This window comes from Lutimaribacter degradans (assembly GCF_023703375.1).
In the GTDB taxonomy this organism is placed as follows: domain Bacteria; phylum Pseudomonadota; class Alphaproteobacteria; order Rhodobacterales; family Rhodobacteraceae; genus Lutimaribacter; species Lutimaribacter degradans.
In genome coordinates this window covers 617974-637580 of the sequence record NZ_JAMQGO010000001.1, presented here as the reverse complement: position 1 = coordinate 637580, position 19607 = coordinate 617974, and the positions used below count along the sequence as shown (strand labels likewise).

At 65.6% G+C, this 19607-nt stretch carries 18 protein-coding genes; 11 read left to right on the top strand and 7 right to left on the bottom strand.

Features of this window, described 5'->3' with window-relative positions; all coding sequences use genetic code 11:
* Positions 1-82 precede the first annotated feature (82 nt).
* Complete coding sequence (pdxH, locus tag M8744_RS03120) at positions 83-688, bottom strand: pyridoxamine 5'-phosphate oxidase (protein ID WP_251409237.1); 606 nt, start codon at positions 686-688, stop codon at positions 83-85.
* Between the two features lie 143 nt (positions 689-831).
* Here pdxH and fabI point away from each other — a divergent pair, with 143 nt between their 5' ends.
* From fabI to trpE, 7 genes are all read left to right on the top strand, one after another.
* Positions 832-1656, top strand: a complete 825-nt coding sequence (fabI, locus tag M8744_RS03115) for an enoyl-ACP reductase FabI (RefSeq protein WP_251409234.1) — start codon at positions 832-834, stop codon at positions 1654-1656.
* Positions 1657-1661: 5 nt separating this feature from the next.
* Positions 1662-2258 carry a LysE family translocator gene (locus tag M8744_RS03110; RefSeq protein WP_251409231.1) on the top strand — a complete coding sequence of 199 codons (597 nt, stop codon included), beginning with the start codon at positions 1662-1664 and terminating at the stop codon, positions 2256-2258.
* Positions 2259-2273: 15 nt separating this feature from the next.
* Positions 2274-2885 (top strand): LysE family translocator, encoded by a 612-nt coding sequence (locus M8744_RS03105; RefSeq protein ID WP_251409228.1) that lies wholly within the window; start codon positions 2274-2276, stop codon positions 2883-2885.
* A gap of 11 nt (positions 2886-2896) precedes the next feature.
* A complete protein-coding gene (gene gpt, locus M8744_RS03100; protein ID WP_251409225.1) occupies positions 2897-3415 on the top strand; it encodes a xanthine phosphoribosyltransferase in 519 nt (172 codons plus the stop codon).
* 69 nt (positions 3416-3484) lie between these two features.
* Positions 3485-4660, top strand: a complete 1176-nt coding sequence (locus M8744_RS03095) for an aminotransferase (protein ID WP_251409222.1) — start codon at positions 3485-3487, stop codon at positions 4658-4660.
* Between the two features lie 64 nt (positions 4661-4724).
* Positions 4725-6569 (top strand): peptidyl-prolyl cis-trans isomerase, encoded by a 1845-nt coding sequence (locus M8744_RS03090; protein ID WP_251409219.1) that lies wholly within the window; start codon positions 4725-4727, stop codon positions 6567-6569.
* A gap of 24 nt (positions 6570-6593) precedes the next feature.
* Entirely contained in the window at positions 6594-8105 is a 1512-nt protein-coding gene (gene trpE, locus M8744_RS03085) for an anthranilate synthase component I (RefSeq protein WP_251409216.1), read from the top strand.
* A gap of 69 nt (positions 8106-8174) precedes the next feature.
* On the opposite strand, the gene M8744_RS03080 is transcribed toward trpE, so the two are convergent.
* Positions 8175-9446 (bottom strand): DEAD/DEAH box helicase, encoded by a 1272-nt coding sequence (locus M8744_RS03080; RefSeq protein ID WP_251409213.1) that lies wholly within the window; start codon positions 9444-9446, stop codon positions 8175-8177.
* A 455-nt stretch (positions 9447-9901) separates the two neighbouring features.
* Here M8744_RS03080 and M8744_RS03075 point away from each other — a divergent pair, with 455 nt between their 5' ends.
* The 3 genes from M8744_RS03075 (at position 9902) to eno (ending at position 12642) form a co-directional block, all read left to right on the top strand.
* Positions 9902-10312, top strand: coding sequence for a Fur family transcriptional regulator (locus tag M8744_RS03075; protein WP_251409210.1), 411 nt, complete (start codon positions 9902-9904; stop codon positions 10310-10312).
* A 77-nt stretch (positions 10313-10389) separates the two neighbouring features.
* Positions 10390-11283: a DMT family transporter gene (locus M8744_RS03070; protein ID WP_251409207.1), complete on the top strand. Its 894-nt coding sequence runs from the start codon at positions 10390-10392 to the stop codon at positions 11281-11283.
* Between the two features lie 84 nt (positions 11284-11367).
* Positions 11368-12642 carry a phosphopyruvate hydratase gene (gene eno / locus M8744_RS03065; protein ID WP_251409204.1) on the top strand — a complete coding sequence of 425 codons (1275 nt, stop codon included), beginning with the start codon at positions 11368-11370 and terminating at the stop codon, positions 12640-12642.
* Between the two features lie 37 nt (positions 12643-12679).
* Here the strand turns inward: eno and M8744_RS03060 are convergent, their stop codons facing one another.
* The 5 genes from M8744_RS03060 to M8744_RS03040 form a co-directional block, all read right to left on the bottom strand.
* The gene (locus M8744_RS03060) at positions 12680-12958 is read right to left on the bottom strand and encodes a glycine zipper 2TM domain-containing protein (RefSeq protein WP_251409201.1); all 279 of its coding nucleotides are present in this window, start codon (positions 12956-12958) and stop codon (positions 12680-12682) included.
* A 314-nt stretch (positions 12959-13272) separates the two neighbouring features.
* Positions 13273-14877, bottom strand: coding sequence for a glucose-6-phosphate isomerase (pgi, locus tag M8744_RS03055; protein WP_434481345.1), 1605 nt, complete (start codon positions 14875-14877; stop codon positions 13273-13275).
* Positions 14874-15545 carry a 6-phosphogluconolactonase gene (gene pgl, locus M8744_RS03050; protein WP_251409198.1) on the bottom strand — a complete coding sequence of 224 codons (672 nt, stop codon included), beginning with the start codon at positions 15543-15545 and terminating at the stop codon, positions 14874-14876. Before pgl ends, pgi begins: the two co-directional genes overlap by 4 nt.
* The gene (gene zwf, locus M8744_RS03045; RefSeq protein ID WP_251409195.1) at positions 15542-16990 is read right to left on the bottom strand and encodes a glucose-6-phosphate dehydrogenase; all 1449 of its coding nucleotides are present in this window, start codon (positions 16988-16990) and stop codon (positions 15542-15544) included. The genes pgl and zwf overlap by 4 nt, the downstream gene beginning before the upstream one ends.
* Positions 16991-17090: 100 nt before the next feature.
* Positions 17091-18209, bottom strand: coding sequence for an anhydro-N-acetylmuramic acid kinase (locus tag M8744_RS03040; RefSeq protein ID WP_251409192.1), 1119 nt, complete (start codon positions 18207-18209; stop codon positions 17091-17093).
* 63 nt (positions 18210-18272) lie between these two features.
* Here M8744_RS03040 and tyrS point away from each other — a divergent pair, with 63 nt between their 5' ends.
* Entirely contained in the window at positions 18273-19526 is a 1254-nt protein-coding gene (gene tyrS / locus M8744_RS03035; RefSeq protein ID WP_251409189.1) for a tyrosine--tRNA ligase, read from the top strand.
* Positions 19527-19607 lie beyond the last annotated feature (81 nt).

Sequence of the window (19607 nt, the reverse complement as noted above, 5' to 3'; positions counted from 1 at the left end):
TTGAATGCGGCATAATCCACACTGGGTGCAAGGTGAAATAATTCAATTTTCATGGGCGTCTGCATTTCACGCGACGTGAAATTCACGGGTTGAGCCGTGTTATTTCCCAATTTTGTCCCGCGTCCGCCCTGCGCCACACGAAACGGTCGTGCAGTCGAAACGCCCCATCCGCCCAGAACTCGATCTGAGTCGGCATGATTCTGTAACCCCCCCAAAAGGATGGTCTGGGCGGATTGGTGCCATGACATGCGGTTACTTTCGCGACCTCGGCCATCAGCGCAGCGCGGGATGCCAGCGGGCGGGACTGTTGGCTGGCCCAGGCGCCAAGCCTGCTTTTCAGACTACGCGACGCGTAATAGGCATCCGCTTTCGGGCCGTCCTCACGCGTGACGGTGCCGCGTACGCGGATTTGCCGACGCAGCGATTTCCAGTGCATGACGAAGGCCGCCTTGCCGGCCTGCTCGATTTCCCGGGCCTTGGCGCTCTCGTAATTGGTGTAAAAGACGAAGGCGTCATCCTCTATCTCCTTCAGGAGCACCATCCGCGCGTTGGGCATGCCGTCTGCATCGACGGTCGACAGCGCGATGGCGTTCGGATCATTGATTTCGGCCTGCTCGGCCTCGGTCAGCCAGGCCCGCGCGATTGCAAAAGGGTCATCCCCGGCGAAGATCCCGCTACGGTCGGTCATTAGTGAAAATTCCTTGTTTCATCACGGTCGGGCATGGCCTTTCGTGGTTGGTTTGGGCGCGCAGGCCCCGGTTTGCCTTGATGCAGCGTAAGCCATCGCCTAAAGGACAGGCAACGTCACAGGAACTGGGTAAGGTTGCGGAAATGTCAAACACTCTCATGGCCGGGAAGCGCGGTCTGATCATGGGCCTGGCCAACGACAAGTCAATCGCTTGGGGCATCGCCCGTGCCTGCGCCGAGGCCGGCGCCGAAATGGCGTTCACCTACATGGGCGACCAGTTTCGCAAACGCGTCGCCCCGCTGGCCGAACAGCTGGGCGTCGAGACCCTGATTGATTGCGACGTGTCCGACGCCGACTCGATCGACGCCGCCTTTGCCGAGATCGAAGCGAAATGGGGCAAGCTCGACTTCATCGTGCACGCCATAGGGTTTTCCGACAAATCCGAACTGCGCGGTCGCTATGTCGATACCAGCCGCAACAATTTCCTGATGACGATGGATATCAGCTGCTACAGCTTCACCGCCGTCGTGCAGCGCGCCGAGAAGCTGATGACCGAGGGCGGCAGCGCGCTGACGCTTACTTATTACGGCGCCGAGCAGGTCATGCCCCATTACAACGTGATGGGCGTCGCCAAGGCCGCGCTTGAAGCCTCGGTGAAATACATGGCCGAAGACCTGGGCAAGGATGGCATCCGCGTCAACGCGATCAGCGCCGGCCCGATCAAGACGCTGGCCGCCAGCGGTATCGGCGATTTCCGCTATATCCTGAAATGGAACGAACTCAATTCGCCCCTGCGCCGTAACGTGACGATCGACGACGTGGGCAAATCGGCGCTTTACCTGCTGTCCGACCTGGGCAGCGGCGTGACCGGCGAAACGCTGCATGTCGACGCGGGCTATCACGTGGTCGGCATGAAGGCCGTGGACGCGCCCGACATCGACGCCGTGACCGGCCGGAAGGACGGCTAAGCCCTATGGACTGGCCCCACCTGATCGCGTTCAACATCGCCATTCTTGGCGCGCTTGCCTCGCCGGGGCCGGCCTTCATCGCGATGATGCGCACGTCTTTTGCCCACGGCCGCCACGCGGCGCTGCGTTGCGGGCTGGGATTGGCCTGTGCCGCGGTCTGCTGGACGCTTCTGGCGCTGGCGGGCCTTTCGGCGATCTTTGCGCTGGTGCCCTGGGCCTACATGGCGTTGAAGTTGCTGGGCGGGGCGTATTTGTTGTGGCTGGCCGTCGTGCTGTGGCGCGGGGCGCATCGCCCGATTGACCAGGACGCCCCAAGGGGCCTTGGCGGGTTCAGGCTGGGGCTGGTCACGAATTTCGCCAACCCCAAGGCCGTTTTCTTCATCGCCGCGATCTTTACCACCGTGTTTCCCACGATGCCGGCGGGGGCCGAGGCCGCGCTGATCGTGGGCAATCACCTGGTGCTGGAAACAGTGTGGTACGGCGCAGTTGCGATGATCCTCAGCACGGCGCCGGCACGGGCCTTCTATTTCCGCCTCAAGGCGCGGATCGACAGGATAGCCGCAGCGGTGCTGGGCGTTCTGGCGCTGCGCGTGGCCAGCTGAGCCGGGGGCGCGCGGATGGAGATCGGCCACCTGATCGCCTTCAACCTGGTGCTACTGGCCGCGATGGCCTCGCCCGGGCCCGCGCTTCTTCTGGCCCTGAGGGCAACAATGGCATCGGGGCGGCTGGCCGGGATTGCCACCGGCGCGGGGCTGGGCACGATGGCCGCGCTCTGGACGGGGGCGGGGCTTTTGGGGCTGGACGCGATGTTCACGCTTTTTCCCTGGGCCTACGTGATCCTGAAAACCGGGGGCGCGCTTTACCTGCTGTATATCGCATGGGGCATGTGGCGCGACGCCCGCCAACCCGTGGCCGCGCCCGATGGCAACGCCCCACGCCTGCGCCGCGCCTTTGGCACCGGGTTCCTGGTGAACCTGGGCAATCCGAAATCCGTGCTGTTTGCCGCCTCCGTGCTGGTGGTGGTCTTTCCGCCCGACCTGTCGCTGGTGGAAAAGGGGCTGATCGTGCTCAACCACCTTTTCGTTGAATGGGCGGTCTACACGGTTTTCGCGCTTGCCCTGTCCACCGCCACCGCGCGCGCCGGGTACCTGCGCCTGAAACCCCTGCTTGACCGCATCGCCGCGGGTGTTCTGGCCCTGCTTGGCCTGCGCCTGCTCTTCTCAAGATAAAGGAGACTGCCATGACCGACCGCCTGCCGCACGAAAAAGGGTTTCACGTCAGTTGGGACCAGATCCATCGCGACAGCCGGGCACTGGCCTGGCGGCTTGACGGGTTCGGCCCGGATGAGGGCGCCTGGCGCGCCATCGTCGCCATCACCCGTGGCGGCATGGCGCCCGCGATGATCGTGGCGCGCGAGCTGGGTATTCGCACGGTCGATACCATTTCGGTCAAGTCCTATCACGCCGGCGGTGGCAAAGAGGATGAACGCCGCGAGGCGGAAGTGCTCAACAGCCCCGACCCCGAACTGATGGGCGACGGCACGGGCATCCTGATCGTCGACGACCTTGTCGACAGCGGCAAGACGCTGGAACTGGTCCGCTCGCGCTACCCAAAGGCGCATTTCGCCTGCGTCTATGCCAAGCCTGAAGGCGAGAAACAGGCCGATACCTTCATCACCGGGGTCAGCCAGGATACCTGGATCTTCTTTCCGTGGGACATGGCCCTGCAATATGTCGAGCCCTATCGCGGCCGCGACTGACCACGCCCTGATCGGCATCGGCCCAACACCGGCCATGCGCCCGTGCCCCGGTAAATCCAGAGGTTGCCAATGACCCAGACCCGCACCAACGCCACATTCGCCCCGCCCGTGATGGAGGCCCGCCGCTGGCTTGAGGGGGTCGTGTTTCCACCCGACCGCCCGTTGATCAATGTCAGCCAGGCCGCCCCCGTCGACCCGCCCCCGGCCGGGATGCGCGACGAGATGGCCCGCCTTGTCCAGGAAGATCCGGGCACGCATCTATACGGCCCCGTTCTGGGCCTGCCCGATCTGCGCGCCGAGCTGGCAAGCCAGTTCAGCACTTCCTACGGCGGCAAGATCGGCGCGCAGAACGTGGCGATCACGGCCGGTTGCAACCAGGCTTTCGCCGCCACTATCGCGGCGCTTACCGGCGAGGGCGACGAGGTGCTGCTGCCCATCCCGTGGTACTTCAATCATAAAATGTGGCTCGACATGGCCGGGGTGCGGGCCGTGCCCCTGCCCTGCGGCGCCGACATGCTGCCCGATCCCGACCACGCCGCACGGCTGATCACCCCGCGCACCCGCGCCATCGTTCTGGTGACGCCCAACAACCCCTGCGGGGTCGAGTATCCCGCCGACCTGGTGGCCGGCTTCGCCACGCTTGCGCGCAAGCACGGGCTGCGGCTGATCGTCGATGAAACCTACCGCGATTTCCACAGCCGCTCGGACGCGCCGCACACCCTGTTCACCGATCCCGACTGGTCGGAAACGGTGGTGCAATTGTATTCCTTTTCCAAGTCCTACCGCCTGACCGGCCACCGCACGGGGGCGATGATCGCCCATCCCGCCCTTCTGGCCGAGGTTGAAAAGTTCCTTGATACCGTTTCGATCTGCGCGCCCCAGTTGGGCCAGCGCGCCGCGCTTTGGGGGATGCGGAACCTGGGGCAATGGCTGGCCGGTGAGCGCGCCGAGATACTCGACCGGCGTGCCGCCATCGAAGAGGGGATGCCACGGCTGGCCGAGCGGGGCTGGCAGCTGATGGGCGTGGGCGCCTATTTCGCCTATTTCCACCACCCGTTCGACATCGCGTCAGACGCGCTGGCCCAACGGTTGGTGGCCGAGGCCGGTGTACTGGCCCTGCCCGGCACCATGTTCATGCCCGAAGGCAATGCCGACGGCGCAAGCCAGATGCGCATCGCCTTTGCCAATGTCGACCGCGCGGGAATCACGCAGCTTTATGACAGGCTTGCAGGCTTTCAGCCTTGAGGCATCGCTTGCGCGGCTGCGCGCCGCAGCGTAGACAGTCGCAAACACGATTTGAGGGAGCACCATGGCGCGCGGCAACACCATTTCGAAAACAGCGGTCTGGATTCTTCTGGCCCTGCTGATCCTGGGCCTGGGCGGTTTCGGTGTCACGAACCTGTCGGGGGGCGTCAGCCCCGTGGGCTATGTCGGCGACGAAGAGATCGGGATGGACGATTACGCCCGCGAGTTGCAACAAGAGATTCGCGCGGTCGAGGCCGACAGGGGCAGCTCCCTGCCATTCCCCGAGGCGCAGAACATGGGCCTGGACAGCCAGGTGCTGGGCCGGCTGATCACCGCCGCCGCGCTGGATCACGAGGCCGCGCAGCTTGGCCTGTCGATCGGCGACGAGAACCTGGCGCGCCAGATCACCGAGATCCCGGCCTTTCAGGGCCCTGGCGGTGATTTCGACCGCGAAGCCTATACGTTCGCGCTTGATCGTGTCGGCCTGGGCGAAACACAGTTCGAGGAACAACTGCGCAAGGAAACCGCCCGCACGCTCATGCAAGGCGCGCTGGTGCGCGGGGTGCAGATGCCCGACACGTTCACCGACACGCTGATGACCTATGCCGCCGAGCGGCGAAATTTCTCGTATATCCGGCTGGACCAGGCCGATCTGGACGCGCCACTGGGCACCCCCGGCGAAGATGAACTGCGCAGCTATTACGAGGCCAACCTGTCGCGGTTCACAACGCCCGAGATGAAGCGGATCACCTATGCCTGGCTGAGCCCGGAAATGGTTGTCGAACAGATCGACCTGCCCGAAGACGTGCTGCGCACCGAGTACGAGCGCCGCGCCGACGACTACAATCGCCCCGAGCGCCGCCTGGTCGAGCGCCTGGGGTTTGCCGACGCGGCTGCCGCCGAACAGGCGAAATCGCGGATCGCGGCGGGCGAAACAACTTTCGATGCCGTCGTGCAAGATCGCGGCCTGGAACTGGCCGATGTCGATATGGGTGACGTTGCGCGCGGCGATATCGGCGCGGCGGCCGATGCCGTGTTTGGCGCCGAAGTGGGCGAGGTTGTCGGCCCCGTCGACAGCCCGGTTGGCCCCGCGCTATACCGCGTGAACGCCAAACTGGACGCGCAGGAAACCCCCTTCGAAGAGGTCGAACAAGAGCTGCGCGACGAAATCGCGCTGGATCGCGCGCGCCGCCTGATCGAAACCCGCCTGACCGAGATCGACAGCTTGCTGGCCGGTGGCGCCACGCTGGAAGAGCTGGAAAGCGAAGCGGGCATGCAGGTCGCGCAGATCGACTGGTTCCCTGAAAGTGGAGAAGGCCCCGCGAATTACGAATCCTTCCGCGAGGCTGCCCAACAGGTCGCGCAAGACGATTTCCCCGAAGTCGCGGAAATGGAAGATGGCGGCGTTTTCGCCCTGCGCCTTGACGAGGTGATCGACCCGCAAGTGCAACCGTTCGAAGACGTGCGCGCAAGCGTTCTGGCCGGCTGGCAAACGGCTGAAACCAACCGCCGCCTGCGCGAGCTTGCCGAAGGGCTTTTGCCCCGCATATCCGAGGGCCGCGCGATGACATCGCTTGGCTACGACGTCAGGGAAGAACGTGAAATCACGCGCGGCGGCTTTATTGCCGGCACGCCGCCCGACTTTCTTGAGCAGGTTTTTGCCATGACCCCTGGCACGCCCGGTATCATCGACGGGATGGGCGCGGTTTACGTGGTCCAGCTTGACGCGGTTCTGCCGCCGGACACCGAGATTGCCGAGGTCGCAAGGCTGCGCAGCCAGCTTGCCGAACAGGCCCGTCAGGGGCTGGCCCAGGATCTGTTCCAGGCCTTTGCTTCCGATATCCAGGCCCGCGCCGGCTTGCAGCTGGACCAGACGGCCATCAACGCCGTGCACGCCAATTTCCAGTAACCCGATGGACAAGGACCGCCCCAATTGGAGCTGACCCCCGGATTCGACAGCTTTGCTCCCGCCTACGAGGCCGGCCAGAACCAGCTGGTTTACGCACGCCTGGCCGCCGACCTGGACACGCCCGTTTCGCTGATGCTGAAACTCTCGGGCGCGGCCAAGGACGCGTTCATGCTCGAATCCGTCACGGGTGGCGAGGTGCGCGGGCGCTATTCCATCATCGGGATGAAACCCGACCTTGTGTGGCAATGCCACGACCAGACCAGCCGCTTGAACCGCCACGCGCGGTTCGACCCCGACGCGTTTGAAGACCAGCCCGGGCACCCGCTCGACAACCTGCGCGCCCTGATAGCCGAATCGCGAATCGACATGCCTGACGACCTGCCACAGGCAGCGGCGGGGCTTTTCGGGTACCTGGGCTATGACACGATCCGGCTGGTCGAAAACTTGCCCGACGTGAACCCCGACCCCCTGGGCCTGCCCGATGCGCTGATGCTGCGCCCCACGGTCGTGGCGGTGCTGGACGGCGTTAAGGGCGAGGTGACCGTGGTCAGCCCGGCATGGGTAAGCAAGGGCCAGTCGGCCCGCGCAGCCTATGCCCAGGCTGCCGAGCGCGTGATGGATGCCCTGCGCGACCTGGAGCGTGCCCTGCCCCAATCCACGCGCGAGATGGGCGATGCGCAAGAACCCGCGGCGCCGGTGTCGAATTTCGCCAAGGCCGACTACCTCGCCGCGGTTGAACGGGCCAGGGATTACATCCGCGCCGGCGATATATTCCAGGTGGTGCCCAGCCAGAGATGGGCGCAGGATTTCACGCTGCCGCCCTTTACGCTTTACCGCTCGCTCCGGCGTACCAACCCGTCGCCCTTCATGTTCTATTTCAATTTCGGCGGCTTCCAGGTGGTCGGCGCCAGCCCCGAGATCCTGGTGCGCGTCTTTGGCCGCGAGGTGACGATCCGCCCGATCGCGGGCACACGTCCGCGCGGCGCCACCCCCGAGGAGGATCGCGCGCTGGAGGCAGAGTTGCTGGCCGATCAGAAGGAATTGGCCGAGCACCTGATGCTGCTCGATCTTGGCCGCAACGACGTGGGCCGCGTGGCGCGCATCGGCACAGTTCGGCCAACCGAGAAATTCATCATCGAACGCTACAGCCACGTCATGCATATCGTGTCAAACGTGGTGGGTGAGTTGGACGAGGGGCGCGATGCGCTCGATGCCTTTTTCGCTGGCATGCCGGCCGGCACCGTGTCGGGCGCTCCCAAGGTGCGCGCGATGCAGATCATCGACGAGCTGGAGCCGGAAAAGCGCGGCGTCTATGGCGGCGGCGTGGGCTATTTCAGCGCGGGCGGCGACATGGACATGTGCATCGCCCTGCGTACCGCCATCGTGAAGGACCAGACACTTTACATCCAGGCGGGCGGCGGGGTCGTCTACGACAGCGACCCCGAGGCAGAGTACCAGGAAACCGTCCACAAATCGAACGCCATCCGCCGCGCCGCGGCAGATGCGCATCGTTTCACCGGCTCGGGCAACGGCTGAACTGCGCGGCTTGGCCGGTCGGACAAGGAAAAACCGGCCCGCATCGCGGCGGGCCGGCCTGGGGTCGTATCAGGCCGCCTGGCCCTTGTTGCCACGCGCCGGGCCATTGCCGCGGCTACGCTTGCGCTGTTGCGCGCGACGCGCACCGCCGGGTTTGCCACGTCCACCGGCGGGTTTGGCACCCTGTCCTTGCGGCGGCATGATCTTTTCCCACGGCGTGCCCGAGGCAACCGGGATATCGCGCTTCATCACTTTCTGGATGTCCTTCAACTCGCCCATCTCTTCGGGCGCGCAAAAGGCCACGGCGCGCCCATCACGGCCGGCGCGGGCGGTGCGGCCAATCCGGTGCACGTAATTGTCGGGCACGTTGGGCAATTCGTAGTTGTAAACATGGCGCACCTCGGGAATGTCCAGCCCGCGCGCGGCCACGTCGGTGGCCACCAGCACGCGCACACGGCCCGTCTTGAACGCCTCAAGCGCGCGTTGGCGCTGGCCCTGGCTCTTGTTGCCGTGGATCGCGGCCACGGCAAACCCGGCCTTTTCCAGCATTTTTGCCAGCTTTTCCATACCGTGCTTGGTCCGGCCAAACACCAGCGCCAGTTCATCGCGGTGGCCGTCCAGCATTTCCTTCAACAGGCCAAGTTTCTCGCCCTTGGCGATGAAATGCACCTCTTGTTCGATCTTCTCGACGGGCTTGCCCGGCGGGTTCACCTGGATGCGCGCGGGCTTGACCAGGTAGCTCTGGGCGATCTCTTCCATCTGCTTGGGCATGGTGGCCGAGAACAGCATGGTCTGACGCTCTTCGGGCAACAGCGCGGCAATCTTGCGCAGCGCGTGGATAAAGCCCATGTCCAGCATCTGGTCGGCCTCGTCCAGCACCAGAAAGCGCGTTTCGGCCAGGTTCAGCGCGCGGCGATCGAGCAGGTCGAGCAATCGGCCCGGCGTTGCCACCAGGATATCGGTGCCCCGTGCCAACCGGTTGGCCTGGGCATTCAGGCTCGCGCCGCCGACGACCAGCCCCACCTTCATCGGGGTGCCCTTGATCAGCAGCAACAGCTGTTCCTGGATCTGGCGGGCCAGTTCGCGCGTCGGGGCCAGGATCAACCCGCGCACGCTGTGCGGGGCGGGCTTGCCCTGCATCTCCAGCATGGCCGTGACAAGCGGCAAACCAAAGGCATTGGTCTTGCCGGTGCCGGTCTGCGCAAGGCCCATGACATCGCGCCCGTTCAGCGCGTGCGGAATGGCCTGCGACTGGATCGGCGTAGGCGTGGTGATGTTCTGCGCCTCGAGCGCGCGCAGCAAATGCGCGGGCAGGCCCAGGTCTTGAAACGTTTCAGTCATAAATTCGTATCCTCTTGCGCATCGGGCCCCATGGCCCATGCGCGCCGGGCGCTTTTGCACCCTTCCGTGGTTTGTGCCCGGATCGCAGCCCCGCACGCCGCTTGCGCGCGCGCCGTCCTGGCACCGATCCCCACGCGTGATCTTGGGAAACTCTGTCACACCGCCCCTTCGCGCCCCGTTTCGGGCGCCGGCCTGCTCACGCGGCAAGGTCGGTGTGCGTGTCACATGGGTGCTTTGCGAAACAAAGTCAATCACCAACCGCTTCCTCTTGCCCCAAAATACCCCCGCCGGAGGCAACCCGAGGATACGCAGCCCCGGCTGCGCACCGCAGGCATCATGGGGGCGCGGCACGCGCCCTCCGCCGGATCGCGCCCCGCGCGGGCCAAGAACGGGGTGGATTCACCGCGCGCCATTCGCTACACCCCGCCCACCATCCAGCAGTGCGAGGGCGGCCCATGTCCGATACCATAATCGACCGTTGCGAGACCGCGGGTCTGCGTCTGACCGATCAACGCCGCACCATCGCCGCGATCCTGCAAGAGGCCGACGATCACCCCGATGTTGAGGAACTGCACGCCCGCGCCGCCGCGCGCGACAGCCGCATTTCCATTGCCACCGTCTATCGAACCGTGAAACTGTTCGAGGAATCCGGCATCCTGGAACGGCACGAATTCCGCGATGGGCGCGCGCGCTACGAAGATGCCGAGCGCGACCACCACGACCACCTGATCGATATGAACACCGGCGAGGTGATCGAGTTCTGCGACCCCGAGATCGAACGGCTGCAGGAAAAGATCGCCAAGCGGCTCGGCTACCAGCTCAAGGATCACCGGCTCGAACTTTACGGCGTCCCGATCCGCAAATGAGGCCCCTTGCCCCGCCCCGCGCCGGGGACTAAGCCGGTAGGGCGGGCCACGGGCCGGCATTGCGAACGGGACAGATCATGGAAAACCTGCGCGGCGCGACCGTCATGGTGGTGGCGATGGCCGCCTTTGCCCTCGAGGACATGTTCATCAAGTGGTTGGCCGTCGACATGTCGACAGGCCAGATCCTCATGCTGCTTGGCGCGGGCGGCGCGCTGGTGTTCGCCGTGCTGGCGCGGCGGGGCGGCGGGCGCCTGCTTTCGGCCGACTTCCGGACTCGCGCCGTCATCCTGCGCAACACGGGCGAGGTGATCGGCACGATGGGCTTCGTCACCGCGATCGCGCTGACACCGCTTTCCTCGGCCTCGGCCATCCTGCAGGCCACCCCGCTGGCGGTCACCCTCGGGGCCGCCATCTTCCTTAACGAAACCGTCGGCTGGCGCCGGTGGAGCGCGATCCTCGTCGGGTTCTGCGGTGTGCTGCTGATCATCCGGCCGGGGCTTGACGGTTTCGAACCCGCGTCGCTTTTCGCCGTGCAAGGCGTCATCGGGCTTGCCATCCGCGACCTGGCGACCCGCGCGGTGCCACGCACGATCGGGGCGATGCAGTTATCGTTCTATGCCTTCGCGCTGCTGGTGCCGACCGGGCTTGTCCTGCTCTTGGTGCAGGGTCACAGCCTTGTCCCGCTTGAGGGCGCGCATTGGCTGAAAATGGCCGGTGCGCTGCTGCTGGGGTTGGTGGGCTACCACTCGATCGTCAGCGCCATGCGCCTGGGCGAGGTCGCTGTGGTCACGCCGTTTCGCTACTCCCGCCTGATCTTCGCCATCCTGATCGGCGTCGCGGTCTTCGGAGAACGCCCCGATGCGCTGACGCTGACAGGGGCCGCCCTGATCGTGGCCAGCGGGTTATACACCCTGGTGCGCGAGGCGCGCATACACCGGCGCGCTGTACGGGCCGCCCGCGCGGCCCGGTAGCGATATCATCGCCCCGGCCTCTTTCCCTTGGCGCGCCCTGCGCATAAAAGCGGGCCAAACGCCCCAACCCAAGGAAGCGACAGAATGAGCACGATTATCGACATCCACGCCCGCGAGATCCTCGACAGCCGCGGCAACCCCACGGTCGAGGTGGACGTGATCCTGGAAGACGGCACCATTGGCCGCGCCGCCGTGCCCTCGGGCGCGTCCACCGGCGCCTACGAGGCGGTCGAACGCCGCGACGGCGACAAGGGCCGTTACCTCGGCAAGGGCGTGCTCGAGGCTTGCGCCGCCGTGAACGGCGAGATTGCCGAGGCACTACTGGGGCTCGATGCCACCGAACAGGTCGCCATCGACGAGGGCCTGGTCGAACTTGACGGCACGCCCAACAAGGGCCGGCTGGGCGCAAACGCCATCCTCGGTGTCAGCCTGGCGGTCGCCAAGGCCGCGGCCGACTTCACGGCGCAGCCGCTCTATCGCTACATCGGCGGCACCTCGGCCCGCCTGCTGCCGGTACCGATGATGAACATCATCAATGGCGGCGAACATGCCGACAACCCGATCGACATCCAGGAATTCATGATCATGCCGGTCAGCGCGGGCAATATCCGCGACGCGGTGCGCATGGGCGCCGAGGTGTTCCACACGCTGAAAAAAGAGCTTGCCGCCGCCGGTCTCGCCACCGGCGTGGGCGACGAGGGCGGCTTTGCCCCGGCGCTCAATTCCACGCGTGACGCGCTGGATTTCATCCTCAAGGCGATCGAGAAAACGGGCTACAAGCCGGGCGACGACATCTATCTCGCGCTCGATTGCGCGGCCACCGAATACTTCAAGGACGGGAAATATGTCCTTGCCGGAGAAGGAAAAACGCTGTCGCCATCCGAGAATGTCGATTACCTGGCCGCGCTCTGCGCCGACTATCCGATCATCAGCATCGAAGACGGATGCTCCGAGGATGACTGGGACGGCTGGAAACTGCTGACCGACCGGCTGGGCGCAAAGGTGCAACTGGTGGGTGACGACCTGTTCGTGACCAACCCCGAACGCCTGGCCATGGGGATCGAGCGGGGTTGTGCAAACTCGATGCTGGTCAAGGTCAACCAGATCGGCACGCTGACGGAAACCCTGCGCGCCGTCGACATGGCCCACCGCGCGGGCATGACCAACGTGATGTCGCACCGCTCGGGCGAGACCGAAGACGCGACCATCGCCGACCTGGCCGTGGCCACAAATTGCGGTCAGATCAAGACCGGTAGCCTCGCGCGCTCGGACCGTCTGGCCAAGTACAACCAGCTTATCCGCATCGAGGAACTGCTGGGGGAAACCGCGCAATACGCGGGGCGGTCCATCCTCAAGTGACCGGACGGGCGGGGCTTGCGCGGCCCCGCCCCCTCGATCATGACGGGCACGGCGCCGTGTAATAGGTGCCGTCGCCACGCGCATAGGCGCAGCTCTGCCTGTTCTGGTTTTGCGCAACCACGGTACCCGCGGCGGCCCCGGCAAGCCCGGCGATCAGGCGCCAATCGTTATCGGCCTCCAGCACGTCCGCCGCGATCAACCCGGCGGCGGCCCCGCCGGTGGCGCCCACAACAGTGCGCTGGGTCTCTGTCAGGTTCTGGCACGCTCCCAACGCGACGACGGACAGGATGGCAAGTGTCGATTTAAACAACTTCATATCATCTTCCTTTATTATTACCCCGTTACACCGTCGCGGCTTGCGCGCGACATGAAAACCGCCATGCACCAAATCCGGCTTTCTGCGCCGGTATCCGCCGACGCAGGCAAGGCAAAACGGCTTTTTTCCGCCGACTGTTCGACAGCACGGGCGCGCTTGCACAAGGCCGGCCGGGCCCCGCAATTCCGCGCATTCCGACCACTCCGGCTGCAAATGCCCAAATCTTCCTCTTGCCGGAAATACCCCGGGGGGAATTGGGCCGCAGGCCCAAGGGGGGCAGCGCCCCCTGTCATCGCGCGGCGCGCGATGGCCGCCTAGCGCCGCAAGAAGGCCACCAGCCCCGCGGTCGAGGCGTCCTTGTCCTCGGCGCCCTCGCTGCCCGACAGCAGCGGCTCCAGCGCCGTGGCCAGTTCCTTGCCCAGTTCCACGCCCCATTGATCGAACGAGTTGATGCCCAGGATCACCCCCTCGACAAAGACACGATGCTCGTAAAGCGCGATGATCTGCCCCAGCCGGCGCGGCGTAAGCTTGTCGAAAGCCAGCGTGACCGAGGGCCGGTTGCCCGGGAACACCCGGTGATGGGCCTCGCGCTCGGCCGCGTCCGGCGCAAGGCCGCGCGCGGCGACGATGGCGCGCGCTTCCTGCATGCTGCGCCCCTTCATCAGGGCCTCGGATTGCGCCAGGCAATTCGCCACCAACAACGCGTGGTGATGGGCCAGTTCGGGCTCGTGCCCTTCGGCGGCCACCAGGAACTCGCAGGGTACGATATCGGTGCCCTGGTGCAGCAATTGATAGAACGCATGCTGCCCGTTGGTACCCGCCGCCCCCCACACGATCGGCCCCGAAACCCGCGACAGCGGTGCGCCGTCGCGCGTGACCCGCTTTCCGTTGCTCTCCATTTCCAGTTGCTGCAGGTAATCCGGCAATTGTGCCAGGCGCTGCTCGTAGGGCAGAACCGCGCGCGTCGGGTAGCCGCAGACCTGGCGGTGCCAAAGCCCGACCAGGGCCAGCATGACCGGCAGGTTGTCCTGGCCCTCGGCTTCGCGGAAATGGGTGTCCATCGACGCCGCCCCGCCCAGGAAAAGATCAAACTGGTCGGGGCCGATGGCGATCATCAGGCTCAGACCGATCGGACCCCATACGGAGTATCGCCCGCCCACCCAATCGGCAAAGCCGAAGACGCGCTCGGGGGCGATGCCCCATTCGGCCGCGCCCGCGCCATTCGACGACAGCGCGACGAATTGAGCACCGGGCTCGCTGACCTCGCGCGCCATCCAGTCGCGTGCCGTGGCCGCGTTGGTCATGGTTTCGGCCGTGGTAAAGGTCTTGGATGCAACGATGACGACCGTTGTCTTCGGGTCCAGCCCCTGTAGCGTGTCGTGAATATGCGCCCCGTCCACGTTGCTGACGAAATGACAGCGCGGCCGATCGTGATAAGGGGCCAGCGCGGCGGTGGCCATGGCCGGGCCCAGGTCGGAGCCGCCGATACCGATATTCACCACGTCGGTCACGCGCCCGCCTGCCGCGTGAAATCCGCCACCGCGCAGCGCGGTGGCGAAGGCGGCCATGCGCGCGCGCGTCTCGCGCACCTCGGGCATCACATCGCGGCCATCCACCAGGATCTGCGCCGTGGGCCCCGCGCGCAGCGCCGTGTGCAGGGCGGCGCGCCCCTCGGTCGTGTTTATCGCCGCCCCCGAGAACATCGCCGCGCGCGCACCTGCCACGTCCGCGGCCCGTGCAAGCGCCAACAACCCTTGCCGTATGCCGTCGTCCATGGCCGTCTTGGCATAATCCAGAAGAAGCCCGTCGAACCGCGCGGAAAAGCGCGAAAACCTGTCCGGGTCTTCGCACAGCGCCCGGATCGGCCGCTGCGCCACGTCGGCCCATGCGGCATGCAACCTGTCCCAACTATCGTCTATTCCGCCCAATGTACCGAAGCCTCATCCAATACCGACGCCACGGGCGCCTCCTCCGGCGGCAAATCCATGGCACGCTCCAGCGCCTCACGTTTGTCCGCCCCGTTAATCACCATATGCAATGACAGCGAGTCTGCCAGCGCACGTGCGCTGAGCGTCACCCGGGTATGCTCGACGCCCGGCGCGCGCATCTCGACCAGCAGTGGCGCCTTCGGATCAAGCGCCAGCCGCAGGTTGTCCCCGCGCGGAAACAGGCTGGCCGTGTGCATGTCGGCACCCATCCCCAGCAGCGCCACGGCGGCCGGCATCAGGGGCGCAAGCGCCTCTTCCAACGCGGGCAAGGCGGCCTCGGGGGTGGTATCGGGGACGTAGAACGGGTGAAACCGCGCCGCTTCCGCCCGGTCGGCCAGCAGCCTTTCGCGCAGCAGCCGCGCGTTCGACGCGGGCGCGTCCTCGGGCACCCAGCGCTCATCCGACAAGATCACATCCACCCGCGACCATTCCAGGTCAGCGGCGCAAAGCGCATCGAAAACCGGCCCCGGCGTGGTGCCGCCGGGCACGATCAGCGTCACGCGCTCGTCATGCATCAGGGCCGCGGTCAACTCGCCGGCAAGCTTGTTGGCCAGGTCGATGCATAGCATGTCCCTGTCCGCGTACTCGATCAGTTTCATGCGCGTATCTCCCTCCAGCGACGCCCGTCGCGATGCATGAGCGCCAGCGCCTCTTCGGGGCCGGAACTGCCGGTGTCATAAGTCAACGGCACCTGCCCCGCCTCTTCCCAGCGGGCGATGATCGGATCGGTCCAGGCCCAGGCCGCCTCGACCTCGTCGCCACGCATGAACAGCGTCTGGTTGCCCCGGATCACGTCCATGATCAACCGTTCGTAAGCATCCGGCACCCCTTCGGCCTCGGGGCCAAGGGCCTGGGCGAAGGTCATGTCCAGCGGCACGTCGATCAGCCGCATCCCGCCCGGCCCCGGCTCCTTGATGGTCACGCCCAGGTCGATGCCTTCGTTGGGTTGCAGGCGAATCGTCAGGATGTTGCGATGCTGGCCCGCCTCGGGCCCAAAGATCGAATGTGGCGTGTCCTTGAACACCACGGCAATCTCGGTGGTCCGCGCGCGCAACCGCTTGCCCGTGCGCAGGTAGAACGGTGTGCCCGCCCAACGCCAGTTGCTGATCCGGGCCTTCAGCGCGATGAAACTTTCGGTGGTGGATTCTGCGTTCTCCACATGCTCCTTGAAGCCCGGTTGCGCGCCATCGGCCAGGTATTGCCCGCGTACCACGTCGGTTTCTTCCACGGGGTCGAGCGCGCGGATCACCTTGAGCTTCTCGTCGCGCACGGCATCCGGCTCGAACTTGGCGGGCGGCTCCATCGCGATCAGGCACAAAAGCTGCATCATGTGGTTTTGCACCATGTCGCGCATCGCGCCCGCGCGCTCGTAATACTCGCCCCGGCCATTCACGCCCACGGTTTCGGCGACGGTGATCTGGATGTGATCGACATACTGGCTGTTCCACAACGGCTCGAACAGCATGTTGCCGAACCGGATCGCCATCAGGTTCTGCACCGTTTCCTTGCCCAGGTAATGGTCGATGCGGTAAATCTGGTTTTCGTCGAAATGCTGGGCAAGCGCCACGTTCAGCGCCCGCGCCGAACCAAGGTCGTGACCAAAGGGCTTTTCCACCACGATGCGCGCGCCTTCATCGGCCAACCCGTGCCGCTGCAAACGCTCGGCCAGGGGCCCGAACAAGCGTGGCCCCACCGAAAAATAAAAGGCGCGCACCCGCGAACTGTCCAGCATCTCGGCCAGCTTATCCCAGCCGCGCGCGCCCAGGGCGTCCAGCGTGACATAGGACAACATCGAAAGGAATCGCCCGCGATCGTCGCAGCCCGCCGCGCCTGCGAACTCATCCAGCGCCGCGCCCACGAAATCGCGCCAGGCGGCATCATCCATGTCCGAGCGCGCCGCCCCGATGACCCGCGCCCCATCGGGCATCTGGCCCGCGCAGAAACGCCGGTAAAGCGCAGGCAGGATCTTGCGCCGTGCCAGGTCGCCTGTGCCGCCGATAATGACCAGGTCGAACGGATCGACGGGGATAACTCGGGAAACCATGCCGCTCCTCTTTTCTGGGCACAAGGTAACATGCCGGGGGCGGGGCACAATCCCACCTGTGAACGCCTTGCCTTGCGCGGCCCGGCTGCGCGTTCTCGGGTTATCGCGCCGCCATCAGGCCAGACAGGTCGCCGCTTATCTCGCCGCCGCCCACCGCGGCACGCACTCCCGTGGTGCCACGGCAAGAGGTGGGCAAGCCGCGTGCCACGCGCACCGCGAGATAGGCGAAGGCCTGCGCCTCGAGCATATCGCCGTCCAGCCCCACCGCCTCGACCGGCCCGACCGGGCAATCCAGCCCGGCGGCCAGCATTTCCATCATCACCGGGTTGTGCCGCCCGCCGCCCGTTACCAACAACCGCTCGGGCGGGGTGGGGCAGAACTGCATGCCCCCCATCACCGCCGCCGCCGACATCGCCGTCATCGTGGCGGCGGCATCGGCATCGTCCAACTCGCGCACCAGCGCGAGCATCATCGAGAAATCGTTGCGATCCAGGGACTTGGGCGGCATCTTGAAGAAATACCCCTCTTCGAGAAACATCTCCAACGCGCCGTCCGCCACCTGCCCCGTCGCGGCCAGCGCACCATCGCGGTCATAGGCCAGACCGCGCCGTTCCATCATCAGGTCGTTGATCGGCGCATTGGCCGGCCCGGTGTCAAAGGCCAGCAGCGCGCCTTCCGCCTCGGGCGTGCTCGCCGTCGGGTCCACCCAGGTCAGGTTGCCGACACCGCCCAGGTTGAGAAAGGCAAGCGGCGCCCGGGCACCGATATGGCGCGCGCAGGCCCAATGGAAAAACGGTGCCAGCGGCGCGCCCTGCCCGCCCAGCCGCACGTCGGCACTACGGAAATCCCACACCACCGGCAGGCCCAGCCGCGCCGCCAGCCGCGCCCCGTCACCCGCCTGGTGCGTGCCGCGCCCCTGCGGCTCATGCGCCAGGGTCTGACCGTGAAACCCCACCAGGTCGATCCCCGCAAAGCCGCCCAGAACCTCGGCATGGGCCGCTTCCAGCAGCGCGGCCGCCGGTGCCACCCCCGGCTCACCCGGCCAGCGGCCCAGGGCTGCGCGCAGCACCGCCTGCTCGTCATCGGAATAATCGCGATAGGCCGTCGGACCGAAGCCCGAAATCGTCACGCCGTCGGTTTCCACCACCGCCGCGTCGATCCCGTCCAGCGACGTGCCCGACATCGCGCCGAGGGCCCGCACCATCTGCCCGTTCAACATGGCCTTTTCCTTTGCCAATTCGCTGCCTATACATGCCGCGCAACGAGCCAAGGAACAAGACAGATGACCTATCACCCGAAATCGGACTTCATGACCGTCATGATGCAACGCGGCTTTCTGGCCGACTGCACCGATTACCAGGGCCTCGACGAGGCGCTGAGCAAGGGGGTGGTGCCGGGCTATATCGGCTTTGACGCGACAGCCAAATCGCTGCATGTGGGCAGCCTGATCCAGATCATGATGCTGCGCTGGCTGCAAAAGACCGGGCACAAGCCGATCACGCTGATGGGCGGTGGCACGACGAAGGTGGGCGACCCCAGCTTTCGCGCCGATGAACGCCCGCTGCTGACACCCGACCAGATCGACGACAACATCGCCGGGATCAAGCAGGTCTTTGCAAAATACATCCGCTACGATGACAGCCTCACCGGCGCGCTGATGCTGAACAATGCCGAGTGGCTGGATGACCTGAATTACCTCGATTTCCTGCGCGATATCGGGCGGCATTTCAGCGTCAACCGGATGCTGAGTTTCGAAAGCGTGAAATCGCGGCTCGACCGCGAGCAATCGCTGTCGTTTCTCGAATTCAACTACATGATCCTTCAGGCCTATGACTTTCTGGAGCTGAACCGGCGTTACGGTTGCCTGGTGCAGTTCGGCGGCAGCGATCAGTGGGGCAATATCGTCAACGGGATCGACCTGACCCGCCGCGTGCTCGATCACGAGATCTACGGCATGACCTCGCCGCTTCTTACCACGTCGGACGGCAAGAAGATGGGCAAGACCGCCGAGGGCGCGATCTGGCTCAATGCCGACATGCGCAGCCCCTATGAATTCTGGCAGTTCTGGCGCAACACGACCGATGCGGATGTGGGGCGTTTCCTGAAACTATATACCGAGATCGACCTGGACGAATGCGAACGCCTGGGCGCGCTTGGCGGGTCCGAGGTCAACGCGGCCAAGGTCGTGCTGGCCAACGCCGTCACGACGCTTTGCCACGGGGCCGAAGCGGCCGCCGCCGCCGAGGCCACCGCGCGCGAAGTGTTCGAAAAGGGCGGCGTGGGCGCCGACCTGCCCACGCTCAGCCTTGGCGCCGAGGAACTGGGTGATGGCATCTCGATCGTGCAGTTGATCGTGCGCTCGGGGCTGGCGAAATCGGGCAAGGACGCCAAGCGCCTGATCGCCGAGAACGGCGCCAAGCTGGACGATGAGCCGCTCACCGATGCCGGGCTGATGATCGACGCGGCGCGGCTGGAACAGCCGATAAAGCTGTCGGCGGGCAAGAAACGTCACGCGCTGGTCAAGCTGGAGGGGTAAGGTTTCGGGCAGGTTGCCCCTGCCCGACCGGGCGGGGGGCTTTGCCCCCCGTCGCGCGTCGCGCGACTCCCCCCAGGATAT

Bases quoted from the DNA above. Each gene is read 5' to 3' on its own strand.
- M8744_RS03080 (WP_251409213.1), bottom strand. From the start codon at position 9,446: ATGACTGAAACGTTTCAAGACCTGGGCCTGCCCGCGCATTTGCTGCGC.
- M8744_RS03060 (WP_251409201.1), bottom strand. From the start codon at position 12,958: ATGAAGTTGTTTAAATCGACACTTGCCATCCTGTCCGTCGTCGCGTTG.
- M8744_RS03110 (WP_251409231.1), top strand. From the start codon at position 1,662: ATGGACTGGCCCCACCTGATCGCGTTCAACATCGCCATTCTTGGCGCG.
- gpt (WP_251409225.1), top strand. From the start codon at position 2,897: ATGACCGACCGCCTGCCGCACGAAAAAGGGTTTCACGTCAGTTGGGAC.
- M8744_RS03070 (WP_251409207.1), top strand. From the start codon at position 10,390: ATGGAAAACCTGCGCGGCGCGACCGTCATGGTGGTGGCGATGGCCGCC.
- M8744_RS03095 (WP_251409222.1), top strand. From the start codon at position 3,485: ATGACCCAGACCCGCACCAACGCCACATTCGCCCCGCCCGTGATGGAG.
- M8744_RS03090 (WP_251409219.1), top strand. From the start codon at position 4,725: ATGGCGCGCGGCAACACCATTTCGAAAACAGCGGTCTGGATTCTTCTG.
- tyrS (WP_251409189.1), top strand. From the start codon at position 18,273: ATGACCTATCACCCGAAATCGGACTTCATGACCGTCATGATGCAACGC.
- pgl (WP_251409198.1), bottom strand. From the start codon at position 15,545: ATGAAACTGATCGAGTACGCGGACAGGGACATGCTATGCATCGACCTG.
- eno (WP_251409204.1), top strand. From the start codon at position 11,368: ATGAGCACGATTATCGACATCCACGCCCGCGAGATCCTCGACAGCCGC.
- M8744_RS03075 (WP_251409210.1), top strand. From the start codon at position 9,902: ATGTCCGATACCATAATCGACCGTTGCGAGACCGCGGGTCTGCGTCTG.
- fabI (WP_251409234.1), top strand. From the start codon at position 832: ATGTCAAACACTCTCATGGCCGGGAAGCGCGGTCTGATCATGGGCCTG.
- pdxH (WP_251409237.1), bottom strand. From the start codon at position 688: ATGACCGACCGTAGCGGGATCTTCGCCGGGGATGACCCTTTTGCAATC.
- M8744_RS03105 (WP_251409228.1), top strand. From the start codon at position 2,274: ATGGAGATCGGCCACCTGATCGCCTTCAACCTGGTGCTACTGGCCGCG.
- M8744_RS03040 (WP_251409192.1), bottom strand. From the start codon at position 18,209: ATGTTGAACGGGCAGATGGTGCGGGCCCTCGGCGCGATGTCGGGCACG.
- zwf (WP_251409195.1), bottom strand. From the start codon at position 16,990: ATGGTTTCCCGAGTTATCCCCGTCGATCCGTTCGACCTGGTCATTATC.